General features: G+C 40.9%; 14 protein-coding genes. All 14 read left to right on the forward strand.

Annotated features, from left to right (window positions below; all coding sequences use genetic code 11):
* The first annotated feature begins 128 nt into the window (after positions 1-128).
* The 14 genes from TW77_RS16045 (at position 129) to TW77_RS24385 (ending at position 12,278) form a co-directional block, all read left to right on the forward strand.
* Positions 129-965, forward strand: coding sequence for a tyrosine-type recombinase/integrase (locus tag TW77_RS16045; RefSeq protein WP_046005995.1), 837 nt, complete (start codon positions 129-131; stop codon positions 963-965).
* Positions 962-2,080: an IS91 family transposase gene (locus TW77_RS16050; protein WP_046005996.1), complete on the forward strand. Its 1,119-nt coding sequence runs from the start codon at positions 962-964 to the stop codon at positions 2,078-2,080. Before TW77_RS16045 ends, TW77_RS16050 begins: the two co-directional genes overlap by 4 nt.
* 368 nt (positions 2,081-2,448) lie before the next feature.
* Positions 2,449-3,255 (forward strand): hypothetical protein, encoded by an 807-nt coding sequence (locus TW77_RS16055; RefSeq protein ID WP_205623878.1) that lies wholly within the window; start codon positions 2,449-2,451, stop codon positions 3,253-3,255.
* Positions 3,256-3,733: 478 nt separating this feature from the next.
* On the forward strand, positions 3,734-5,641 hold the full coding sequence (locus TW77_RS16060) for a hypothetical protein (protein ID WP_046005998.1): 1,908 nt from the start codon (positions 3,734-3,736) through the stop codon (positions 5,639-5,641).
* Positions 5,642-5,780: 139 nt separating this feature from the next.
* The gene (locus tag TW77_RS16065) at positions 5,781-6,176 is read left to right on the forward strand and encodes a cupin domain-containing protein (protein WP_045988808.1); all 396 of its coding nucleotides are present in this window, start codon (positions 5,781-5,783) and stop codon (positions 6,174-6,176) included.
* Between the two features lie 108 nt (positions 6,177-6,284).
* On the forward strand, positions 6,285-6,953 hold the full coding sequence (locus TW77_RS16070) for a penicillin-insensitive murein endopeptidase (protein WP_046005999.1): 669 nt from the start codon (positions 6,285-6,287) through the stop codon (positions 6,951-6,953).
* 603 nt (positions 6,954-7,556) lie between these two features.
* Complete coding sequence (locus TW77_RS16075; RefSeq protein WP_046006000.1) at positions 7,557-8,117, forward strand: hypothetical protein; 561 nt, start codon at positions 7,557-7,559, stop codon at positions 8,115-8,117.
* A gap of 128 nt (positions 8,118-8,245) precedes the next feature.
* Positions 8,246-8,563: a hypothetical protein gene (locus TW77_RS16080; protein ID WP_046006001.1), complete on the forward strand. Its 318-nt coding sequence runs from the start codon at positions 8,246-8,248 to the stop codon at positions 8,561-8,563.
* Between the two features lie 134 nt (positions 8,564-8,697).
* On the forward strand, positions 8,698-8,985 hold the full coding sequence (locus tag TW77_RS16085; protein WP_046006002.1) for a YciI family protein: 288 nt from the start codon (positions 8,698-8,700) through the stop codon (positions 8,983-8,985).
* A gap of 205 nt (positions 8,986-9,190) precedes the next feature.
* Positions 9,191-9,685 carry a hypothetical protein gene (locus TW77_RS16090; protein WP_162197964.1) on the forward strand — a complete coding sequence of 165 codons (495 nt, stop codon included), beginning with the start codon at positions 9,191-9,193 and terminating at the stop codon, positions 9,683-9,685.
* A gap of 110 nt (positions 9,686-9,795) precedes the next feature.
* Positions 9,796-10,170, forward strand: a complete 375-nt coding sequence (locus TW77_RS16095) for a hypothetical protein (protein WP_046006004.1) — start codon at positions 9,796-9,798, stop codon at positions 10,168-10,170.
* Between the two features lie 177 nt (positions 10,171-10,347).
* Positions 10,348-10,629: a hypothetical protein gene (locus TW77_RS16100; protein ID WP_046006005.1), complete on the forward strand. Its 282-nt coding sequence runs from the start codon at positions 10,348-10,350 to the stop codon at positions 10,627-10,629.
* A 186-nt stretch (positions 10,630-10,815) separates the two neighbouring features.
* Entirely contained in the window at positions 10,816-11,232 is a 417-nt protein-coding gene (locus TW77_RS16105; protein ID WP_046006006.1) for a GFA family protein, read from the forward strand.
* Positions 11,233-11,459: 227 nt separating this feature from the next.
* The gene (locus tag TW77_RS24385; protein ID WP_052713228.1) at positions 11,460-12,278 is read left to right on the forward strand and encodes a hypothetical protein; all 819 of its coding nucleotides are present in this window, start codon (positions 11,460-11,462) and stop codon (positions 12,276-12,278) included.
* The last annotated feature ends 28 nt before the right edge of the window (positions 12,279-12,306 follow it).

The raw sequence follows: 12,306 nt of genomic DNA on the forward strand, positions 1-12,306 counted from the left end.
GAACTGGATCTAACCGGTATTCACGCTAATAAGCTGTTGAACTAAGCCGCTACGCGGAGATAGCGGACCACACCATCTGAGTCACACTTACCTTGGGAATAATCCCAGACGATGAACCGAGGTGAGTGATGAATACCTTAATTGAACAAGTCCGATTGGAAATTGCCTATCGAGGCTACTCCAGCAAGACTGAAAAGTCCTACTGTGATGCGCTTCAAAAAGTCAGCCGTTTCCTCAACAAGCCCCTGGATACAGTATCTGCCGATGAGCTTAACCAGTTCTTTAAAGACCCTTCAACTCGACGATTGTCCCGCTCCAGCCAAAGTCTGATAATCAACAGCCTGGCATTTCTGTATAAGCACATTCTTAAGCGCCCACTGAAACTGGATGTGGCATTGCCAAAGGCAGCATTTAAAGCGCCTGCGTATATAAGCAGAAGTGAGATCCAAGCGCTGATCGCAGCTTGCGACCATGTGCGAGTTAAAACGCTTATCATGCTGTGCTACGGATGTGGTTTGCGAATAAGTGAAGCCTTGCAGCTAAAAGTTGCGGATATAGACAGTGAACGCAACACTTTATACATCGAGCATGGGAAAGGGAAGCGCGCTCGCTATGTGGTACTCCCCCCGAGCGTGTTAGCGCAGTTGCGAGCCTATTGGCTTGCATACCGGCCGACGGACTGGCTGTTTTACGCGCCTTATTACCCACAGCGACCAATATCAGCATCTACATTTCGCAAACCACTGCGCGCGTTGGCAAAGCGGTGCGGAGTGAGTAAAGCGGGGCATCCGCATGCCCTTCGTCATGCGTTTGCAACGCATCAGCTTGAGGCAGGTATGCCACTGCATCAGTTACAGCATCAGCTGGGGCATCAGGATATCAGAACAACAGAGGGATATTTGCATTGGTTGCCAGAGCTGGGCCATGGTGGTGTTGACTTACTGGCTCCGGGGTTAATGAAATGAGCGGGGTGCATTTGGCAGACATTTTAAACGAAAGTCTGGCGGACTACATGCAAACGCATTCATTGAGCTATCAGCAAAAGCGGGTATGCGAACATCTGATGGCGTGCAGAACCGGTAAGCTGGGTTATCAGCGCTGGGCCTGCGATACCTGTGAACAGATACAGGAAATAGGGTGCAGCTGTCGTGACAGACATTGCCCACGTTGCCAGGGGTTGGCAACGAAGATATGGGCAGAAAAGCAGCAGGGAAACTTGTTACCCTGCAATTATTTCCATGTGGTGTTCACCTTACCTCACGAACTAAATGGGCTGGCACGGTATCGCCCAGCGGATGTGTATAACAGCTTGTTCAGGGCTGCATGGGAAACGCTCAGCGCATTTGCTCAAAGAAAACAGCATGGCCAGTTGGGCATGACAGCGGTTCTGCATACCTGGGGGCAAACACTGGTGCAGCATATTCACTTACATTGCCTCATCCCGGCGGGCAGCCTGAAAGGTGAAAAGTGGCAGGGGATAAGCAAGGGCTATCTGTATCCGGTCAAGGCATTGTCTGCGGTGTTCAGAGGCAAGATGCTCAGTGCGTTGAATGAAAAAGGGTTAGCCTACAGTGAGCTTGGTATCCCTAAAACTTGGTGTGTGTATAGTAAAGCGTGCCTGAAATACAGTGAACAACTGATTAAGTACCTGGCTCGCTATACACGCAAAGGTATGTTGCATGAATCTCGCCTGGTTAATAACAGCAATAAGGTGGTGCTTTTTACCTACCGGGATTCATCAAATGAAAATAAGCAACGGCTCATGGAGTTGAGTCATGCCGTGTTTATTCAGCGTTATCTATCTCATGTGTTGCCAAGCGGGTTTATGAGAATACGGCACTATGGATTCCTGGCAAACGCGTGCAGAGTTAAGAAACTCGTGATAATACGTACGCAATGTGGCAGCGAGGCAAGGAGGTTGCCAACCGAGGGTAAAGAAGCGCTTTGTACAAGTCCACCAAGCTGGCCGTGCAAGTGTTGCCAAACCGGGCGAGTGTACTTGATGTCGGTGTTGATGGTTGAGAGGTGCAAAGGGCGCGAAGATAACTGGCGAGAAGGAGAAGCAGAGCGAACGAGATAGCGACCCGACGTGGTTGCCTGATAAATGAATATAGCGGTGAAGCGACTCTGCCAATGCAGCATGTAAGGGGGAGAGAGCCGTGCTGTGTCGAAATCACAACACCTTGCCAAATAGGAAAAAAGTGGGTCTAATAACACGCATAAATAACGTTGTTCAGGCAGGGAATGAGTCAGGTTGTAACGGTTTAAGTCACAAACGGTTCAGAACAGAAGTTACTCATCAAAAGCAAATGCCCATAGCATAAACCACACCAGCCGGATACGGCGTGCAGGTAGCGGCCCAGTTCAACAAACGATTATGCGTACTGCGTACGCATGAATACTAAAGCGTTAGGTGAATGGTGTCCCCGTTCAATCAGGAGAAAAATTTTGAGTACTTATCCTTTAAATATTGAACTTCCTTCTTTGAAGTCACTTTTTATTGAGATGTATTTTGGAGAACAGTTGTTAAGTACGGGCACTGCAATCTTGGCTGCAGTTAACAAGGAATCTCGTTGCGCATTAATCACGAATAGACATAATGTAACAGGTCGTCACCAAGAAACCGGGCAGTGTCTAAGTAAAACTCTTGGCATTCCTGATAATATTGTTGTCCACTTTCATCGCTCTGGTTCTCAAATTGGGGAGTGGATAAAGGTCAAACTACCATTGTATCGTGATGATGATAGTCCTTTTTGGATTGAGCATCCTACGTTTGGAGCCTCTGCTGATGTAGTTGCACTTAATGTAAAATGGGGTAGTGATGTCTTGTGTTTGCCATACTATATTGACCTTGATACTGATCGCGTTGGTATGGTTATAAACCCTGCTGAAACTGTAAGCGTTATTGGTTTTCCTTTTGGTTTGTCTACTTCAGGAAAGCTTCCTGTTTGGTCCACCGGTTTTCTCGCTCAAGAGCTAAGTTTGGTCACAGAGGATAAGCCTGAATTTCTAATTGACTGTCGCTCACGGCAAGGGCAATCAGGTTCACCGGTTATTGCATATAGAGTATCGAATTATAGAGTTGTAAATGGGGATAAAATTACAACGAGAGTTTCTCCGCAAATAGCTTGGGAGTTTTTAGGGATTTACTCTGGTCGTATAAACCCTGAGTCTGACTTGGGGAAGGTATGGCATGTTAGTATTTTGAAAGAGTTACTTATTGCGGCTGAAAAAGAATACTACCTTAAAAACTAAATTCACCTAACAAAGCATTTAAGAGTGATTCGCAACGCTTGGCAGTTTCGCTTCGCTCAAGTATAGCCAAGCGCAGCTCACACCTTAATGCGGCGTTAGCAGCCAATCCATACTCGACATTCCAGCGCCAAGGTTTAAGGGTGCTCGACCAGTGCAATTTTCTCAAATATTGGTTTGTCTCGGTGTTTCATTTGGCTGGTGTTTAGCTTACTAAAGTACAAAATCCAAACACAGGTGTTTGCAGGTTTTCTTTAATAAGTTAAAGTACTTACATAAAAATAAATTAGGTACATGTCGGCAGGTGTTTTTACTTAGGTAAAGTTTTGTCGGCTAACAAGGCGCTAAAGCAAGGACTCCAAAAGTTTGGCTCGGCTCATTCTTCGCCAGTGTAGCCAAAACTTTTTCCGCCTCTTAGCTTAGCGTTAAGTGCCAAGGCGTGCGGTGGTTCCAAATTTATGGTGGGCATAGAGTAAGTAAAGTGAATGAAATAGAATTTAACGTGAACGAGACCCTTAAATTGACGTTGTCTCAATCAGCATTACAACATGTCTTGCTAGGAGATGTTTCTGAGCGTTTAGAGACGAAAAATGGTAAAAGAACTGGCGAGAAAGAAAAGATACTTAAAGGCGGTATGCATACAGTAAAAGGCTTTCTTGATCTTAAAAGCTCCCGTGATGATATAGAACATCTTATGTTTTATGACTCAAATAAATATAAGTATTGGTACTATGCTCGTGAACTTCAAAATGGTGTGATTAACTTAAGGCTCCCTAAGGACATCTTTCAAAGCAAAGCTGCTAAATTGACAAATTTTCCTGATGAAAATTACAAATCTGGTTATTTGTGGAAAACGTTGTTTCCTGAGGGGTGGGGACAAAATGAATTGATTGACGTCACAACGCAAGCTTTACAAAATATTGATGTTGAGAGCACTCGTGACGGTGAAATAGTTGGTTATGCCCTGAATGATGACCCTTTGAAAACAATGCGAATATGTATTTTGCACCGAAATGGTGAAATTAATTCTATTTTCCCATCATGGACACAACCATGTACAGGAAACAATGGAAAGCCTTATTCGCACTTTGACAGTATTGGGCATATCATCTCAGAATCTACGTTGTACTTTGACTCAAAACATAGATTAAAGATGCCACCTGAAACATCTTTGTTAGGTGAGGATATTGTGCTAAGCAATTTACCTTATTATACACCGAAGTTTATACGGGATAGAGAGTTTGTTGGAAATGAGGATATTGACAGTTGGACTATTCGTAAAAATCGACTACTACTAGATTTCGCTGGAAATTCAGATGACGAAGTCATAGAAATGACTAAGAACTACTTACTAGACTTGTTAATTGTAAAAGACAACCACCTTACACCTAAATATATTTATGATAATCACTTCTTTGACGTAATTTTTTCTAAGGAAAAATTCAATTCATTTCACATGCCACAAAACATTATTGATGGTATTAATGTTGTTTCTTACTATGACTTATTGCATAGAACTAATCACATTAAATATGTATTGGAGTTTTTGTTAAAAAACATGGTTACCCATACAGGGAGCTTGGATAGTTGGAACAAAAAACGAATTTTAAATACAATGGTTGAAGTTGTACTTTCCCACCATGATAAGTCTTTAGTCTCATCGTTTCTCAATAATCTATCAGAATCTCCTTGTAAACGAGAGTTATTTGTTGACATAAATTGTGCAACATTTGATAAGTTGGATTTGGATGTAGAGGATGTTGTTAAAGAAGATGGAATGTTTGACTTTTCTTTAATTAATGTACATTTAACCCAACAAGAGGTTGCCTGTAAAATTAATCATTTTGAGTATTTTTACAAACTAAGTCTAGGCGAGACTTATTTAACCATATTCAATCAAGATGCACTTGAATCGGTATTTGAAGAACATCATAACTTTAATTTAAAGAGTTTTATTGCAGGTTCTTTGAAGTTTACAAGTTCTCGTGACTTGATGTTATTTTCTGAGCAGTTTGAAAGAATGGTTGAACATATGATAGGCGAAAATAAGTGTAACCTAGACGAATCGACTCTACTGGGGATATTAAAGGACTACTATAGAATTCAGTCAGCTCAAAGACTTAGATATAATCTTTACTATAAAGATGTAATTGATAAGGATCTTGACTATGGTAACCCTAAAAGTAAGGAATTTATACGAGGGACTTGTTTGAAGCATGAAAGACTATGTAATCAGTACTCTATTATGTCTTTTTTTGATTCTTGCGAAAAACTTGCTTCGTATATGGACTTCGTCAAATTACAGAAAGAAGTAGAGAAACAGCGCGAAAATTTTTCTAAACAAGTGCCACCCTTACCTGATAGAAATCATTTGAAAGTTGGCACTTAACAATCTGTTTAAGAGTGATTCGCAACGCTTGGCATTTTTGCTATGCGTTGCGTTTTGTGTTTAAGGTGGTATGCGGGAGCTTCGGTATTGCGTTGCTCACACCTTAACAGGGCGTTATGTACCTAAAGGGAGCCAGTAAGTGTCGAAATCTGTTGCGATTACCATTGAAAGCGAATTCACCAGAGTGGAGTTCTTGAAAAATAGAACACCTGAAACTACAGATGAAGAAGCCAAAAATGCATTTGCACTGTTATCTGAATATAGAGATGGCGGAATATACGTGGCTCACTATTCTGGTTATAGTGAATGGGAAAGGCATGTAAATGGTGACGAATTCGTTCAGGTTTTGGGCGGTGAAACGACATTGATTCTTTTGAGTGGAGGAAAAGAACAACGCAACGAATTATCATCTGGTCAAATGCTGGTTATCCCTAAAGGTGTATGGCATCGGTTTGAATCACCTATTGGTGTGAAAGTAATGACAATTACGCCTCAACCAACGGAGCACAGCATAGATAAACCAAATGGTACATAACAAGCCGTTGCTGGCAGGGACTTTTAACTGTTGGCTTCCCTCACTGCGTTCGTTATTTTAGCCAACTATTAAAATCCCCTGAACGGGGCATTAGCACCCATATTAAGTATGAAGTATCTTCTAATTATTACATTTTTGATTCCGTTTATAGCTTTGGCTGAAACCAGTACATGCTTTGGGACGACTTCTAATGGCAGTCTTACTAATGGAGTGAAACTTCCATCCGAAGGAAAAAACTATGTAGGCTACAGCACAATGGCGAGATTGGCTGGCCGCACCTATGTTCATTCTGAAGTGAGAGATATTGTCGTATCAGCATATAAAGACTTAGAGATTGAGCAGCCAACAAAGGTCTATAAATATGCGGAAACAGGATTCAAGGATGGAGGCCAATTCAAGCCTCATAAAACCCATAGAAACGGGCTGTCAGTTGATTTCATGACTCCAGTAAAGGATATGAATGGAAAATCTGTTCATTTGCCCACAAACGTCTTAAATAAGTTGGGTTACAACATCGAGTTAGATGCGAATGGCCATTATGATGGCATGTACATAGATTACGAAGCGATTGCTGCGCATGTTGTAGCATTGCACAAGCAAGCCAAGGAACATGGACATGATTTATGGCGAGTGATTTTCGACCCGAAATTACAGCCAAATTTATACAAAACAAAATGTGCACAGTATTTGAAGGAAAACATCCAGTTTTCTAAAAAAAGGTCATGGGTCAGGCATGATGAGCACTACCATGTTGATTTTGCAATACCGTGTAAATAACAGTGCTAACAAAGCGCTGCAACTGACAGCCAAACTTGTCACTCGTTTTGCGCACCGCAAAACCAGCGCCATTATTGTCTGCGGGCTGAGTGCCGCGTTGTAAAGATTGGGGGAATTGGTATTTTAATTCGGGGTATTAGAAGTCAGTTAAACCTAAAACCACACTTTTATGCTGAATCTACAAAAGTAGGGGGTGTTGGTTGTTTGCTTGGTGGCAGTCTTGCATTCTATCTGATGTTTGTCATTAACTCGTATTTTGGCATAGAAAATGATGTACCGATGAGGCAATATGAGCAATCGGTTATAGTTGTACTTTTTGTGAGTTACTTCATCACATTGCTAGTTTGCCTTTACGTATTTTGTGCACTTACAGCATTACTCTATTATCGAAATAAATACAATAAAGGCTATATAACGAAGTCAGAGCTTAAAGACATAGCGTTTAAGAGTTTATATCCGCAACGCTGGCAAAAAGGACTTTGAAAATCAGTATAACAAGTGCTTCACCCGAGGACGAAAAACACTTAGCTTGCTCACCTTCGTTGCCAATTTTAACCTGCAATTTTGTGCCGTTTACGGTAAGCATTATATAAATGGATTGATATGAAATTGAGATTGCTACTTCTTATTATAGTCTTAAGCCCATTGGCTCTTTGGTTTGGTTACAAACCGATCCGTATATTGGCTCCTGAGCTCAATGGGTTGGACTGCGTCAGCGCCACTATCTGCATAGATGATATTTCTCAGCTTGATACTGCATCGGAGCTTTATGCTTCAGCGCATGTTTTCATTGAAAAACATGTGGCTCCGTTTGAAACAAATCCCAGCGTTATTTTTTGTTCCAGCAAATCCTGTTTTAACTCTTTCGGTCTTAACGATATGAGAGCTGTAACGGTCAGTACATTTGGCGTTGTGGTTGGCCCCAGGGGTTGGGAATCGAGTTTTCTCGCTCACGAGTTTGTTCACCACTTGCAGCATGAAAAACTTGGCAATTTGGAAGTCTGGTTTGACACGCCTCAATGGTTTATGGAAGGCATGGCTTATTCTCTTACTGATGAGCGTGAAGTTTTAGACGAGCCATGGGAAAGTTACCGTGATGAGTTTGAGCATTGGGTCAAGGACTCTGGCATTGACAATTTTTGGCAAAGAGCGCGTTCGCTGTAGACTCACATACCAAGCCAGTAAAGTGGTGGGACAAAAACAGTTGGTTTTTTGCTCTTGCCTCGCTAAAGTATAACCAGCTGATTTTTAGCCTCTTATTAGGATTTTAGTGTTAAAAGGAAATTAAGTGTATGAAAAAAGAAATCTCAACCAGCTTCAACCTATTGGCAACGGGTACATTGTTGTTCGTTATGTTTGTATTTGAATTTTTTACTATGGATTTTTCAGGTACTTATGAAGACAGAACTTTACTTGGAATAATGTTTTTCCAAGCTGAATATAGAATTATCTTTCTTTTACTTTTGTTTATGGTTGTAGCTATAACAGCCTCTTTTATATTTAAAGAAGTTTGGAATCGGTTGATTCGTGATTTATTTAAAATTAGGGGTATTAACCTCAATGAAGCTTACTCAATTTGTTTCCTTGTGGTTGTTGTTATATCAATTTAATGCAAGCAAGGTCTTAAAGTCTTAACCGTAATAGTTGGCTCGGTTCCGCTTCGTTACAAATTATAGCTAAAAGTCAGTTATCGCTTAAGTTGGTTTTTAATCTAAAGTCGAGTGTTTTTTACAAGGAATTTTCAATGTTTATTGTTTTACTTAGGTTTTCAGAGAATAAGTCGCAAGCTAGTGAATATATGGCAAGCCATAATGATTGGATAAAACAGGGCTTCGAGGATGGCGTTTTCCTGTTGGTAGGCTCACTTCAACCTGGTTTAGGTGGCTCAGTCATTGCTCATAATATATCGAAGGAAGACTTAGAGGTTTTCGTCAATGCAGATCCCTTTGTAAAACATGATATTGTATCGGCTGAAATCTTAGAAATTGATCCGAAAAAAGCAGATAATAGGTTAAGCTTTCTTGTGTCGTAGTTTCAACAAACAACGCAAGCAATTATTTAGTGGCTTGCAATGTACCCTTTAGATGAAATCATAAGCTTAAGGCGTTAGGAAACTTAGCCAGCTAATGACTCAAGGTGGTGCAGGGTATTCACTTCCGTGCTTGACCACCTCGTTTAAGTCAGGAGCTTTTTAAGCTTGGTATATTCAATAGCTTATTTTTCTTTATAGTAAATGTTTGAACGCGATGATTTTTTGTGTTCTCGGTTTAGCTTTACGCTCTTGTCATTATGTTGTTAGGGGCTTTAAGATGGTGCTTAAATTTAAATATGGAATAGCAGCGCTTCTGTTGTCTATATCTGCTGATATTACTGCTCAACCAAGTACAGATCTTCAACTCTCGCAAAGCCTAGTTGGATCATGGACAGTGTCAAAAGCTGATACTTATTATGGACAAGAAGGCCATGTTAGCACATATAGGAAAGATGGAACTTTACAATATATTCAATATACTTCTGGAAAATGTAATTCAATCGACTCAATTACGAACGGTAGTTGGTTAATTAAAGACGGGCAGCTCATGCTCACAGTAACAGAAAGTAACGGTAAAAACCCTTTTCCCATCGGTATAGTAGTTACAGAAAAAATCGTCACTATCGATGATAATTCATTTGTTTTTCTCTCAAGTGAAGGGCGCAAAGTACGCAGAACACGTAGTAATAAGTGTTTATAGAAAAAAATAAAAAATGCTTTAATCAGAGAGGGCAAAAAAATTAAGCTCTTTGATGAAATGTAAACTGGTTTTTTGCGGTCACACGGTAAATGCTATAAGTAAATTATAATATGCAGTATGAACTTAAATTTTTGAGTGAAATTAAATTTGGCCCAGCTTATTACACACTGATAATTGCTGGTAAAAAAGTGCCTAATTTTTTTTATGGATTCACACGCAGTGAGTTACTAAATGGGCGCTATTTAGCAATCGAAGAGTGGCTTACTACTGATTATCAAAAAGGACCAATTACACGAGTAGCGATATTTGACTTGGAGAATAAGCTTGTAACTCGATTAGCAGCTGTGAACAAAGGTTTTGTTGGTAACTTTAAACTGGAGAATAACACTTTCACTTATAACAAAACTTACCATGGGAATGGCAAAGTTGTTGAGTCAGAAGTGGGTTGGAATTTAATCACACAGTGGAGCGATGCTTACTTATAGCAAGTGCTACAATCTCGGGGGTGTAAAACAGCATTTGCTGCCAATTCTAGCCAAGTGTCTTTAATAAATTAGCTAAAACAAAGTCGTGAGTGTTCATAACATTGATTTCAAATATGAATATCTGGGGATGCCTCAGAATCGAGCGTTATACGCAATGTGGAAGTAAGGAGTATTTCTGTGAAAACTGAAGAAAGAAGACTGTTCAAAGAAATCGCTTCCATATTATGGAATGACTGGGACCCGATCGGTGTTAACGATGGTGAAAACGATTGGGATGACGAATACGATAGTTATGTGCCTGAAATATTTCGTTTAGCGTTAGAAGGTCGAGACGCATCAAAAATTGCTCGATATCTTTCTTCTTCTATTGAACAAAACATGGGTTTATCTGCATCTCTACAGCATGACATGAAAATCGCACACAAAATAGTGGAAGCTAAGGTACGCATCTTTGGTTAGCGTATAACAATCAAGTTAAGTGTTTATGGCACAATGTTTTAGGTTTGGGTGGAGGCGTTGTTCACTTCTTAATTGAGTGTTAGGTTACCACGAGAAAATGAGCTAGTGCATTGTAAAATACTTAAGCCAACTACTGAGTAAAGCAAGCTCTGTCACCATATCTTTTCACAAAAAAGGAATTATCCAATGTCTTATTCAGAGACTAGTTGCCTGTGTGGCGGCGTTAAAATTACAGCAAAAAACATCAACCCTAAGTTTACGGTTTGCCATTGTCAGTCGTGCAGAACCTGGGGTGGTGCGCCTTTCTTTGCTCTGAAATGTGGGACTGACGTGACACTGGAAGGAGAGGGCAAGGTAAAAATGTACGAGTCGTCTTCCTGGGCTTCACGTGGTTTTTGTTCTGAATGTGGCACACATCTGTTTTTTAAGTTCACAGAAACCGGTGATTACAATATGCCGGTGGGTTTATTTCCAAACCTGGCGGGGCTGGAAATGGACATGCAGTATTTTAGTGATGTGCGCCCGGGCTACTATTGTTTTGCCAACGAGACTAAGGAAATGACCACGGACGAGATCATGGCTTACTTCGCCGACAAGGTGTAACCGACCAAATATCACACCAATTGGAGTAGTTGACCATAACTGTGATGCCTGCAGGGCAGCTTTTTTGAGTGATTAGTGTAAAATGTCGATTTTTCACATGGTCTTATTATATGGTGGGTTGGCGGCGAGACTGATGGCTCAAACAGCATAGTGTGTGCCCACCATATTGACTTAAATATGAATATCGACAACATCTGAGGTACAGGTGTTTGCCTCACAGGAAAAGTATGAATAATCTGAGAGTTATATTTGGTCTGCTTATTGGCTTGGCGGCAATGATGGCCCGTGCCGATTTGTCTGAGAGTGTTTTTGTGCCAAAAGAAGAGATGGAATTTGCCAAAGGCTACCTCTCTGAAGTTAGGGAAAGAAACTACGAATATGTCTTTAGTCATATTGACCCTGAGTTATCAAGCCAGGTATCTGAAGAGAAGCTTGACGAGATAGCTGCCTACTTTCCTTCGGGACAGTTGCTTTCAACGGTGTTAATTGGATCACAAGTACATACTTATAATGAAGTATGGCAAGGAAACTTTACTTTCGAATATCAATTTGAGTCTGGCTGGGCAGTCGCCAACGCAGCTTTGCAGCGTAAAGCTGATAAAATGACCGTCATTGGTTTTAACGTATATAGAACCAAAGCATCTCAGAAAGAGCTCAACAAGTTTGAACTGACAGGTAAATCAGCGCTACATTACTTGGTTTTGTTGGCCGCATGCATTGTGCCTGTATTTATTATCGTTTCAGTTTTTTATTGTATTAAAACGCCTATACATAAAAGAAAGTGGTTATGGGTTTTGTTCGTCCTGGGCGGTATTGGCACCATGAGCATAAATTGGAGCACAGGTGCTTTAGGCTTTAAAATTGCTGAGTATCAGCTTTTGGGTGCTGGGGTCGTGGCCTCTGGTGAATATGCGCCCTGGATACTCTCAGTGGGCTTTCCTTTGGGAGCGATGGTTTTCTGGTTCAAACGTAAATCATTTATCGAGCAGGATAAAGCCAGCAAGTTAAGCCAACAGAATGCCAGCAACGATGATACCTCTGCTTAAGGTGTTGTTAGCTTGAAAACCCTGGCGA

Source organism: Pseudoalteromonas rubra, from assembly GCF_000967655.1.
Taxonomy (GTDB): Bacteria; Pseudomonadota; Gammaproteobacteria; order Enterobacterales; family Alteromonadaceae; genus Pseudoalteromonas; species Pseudoalteromonas rubra_A.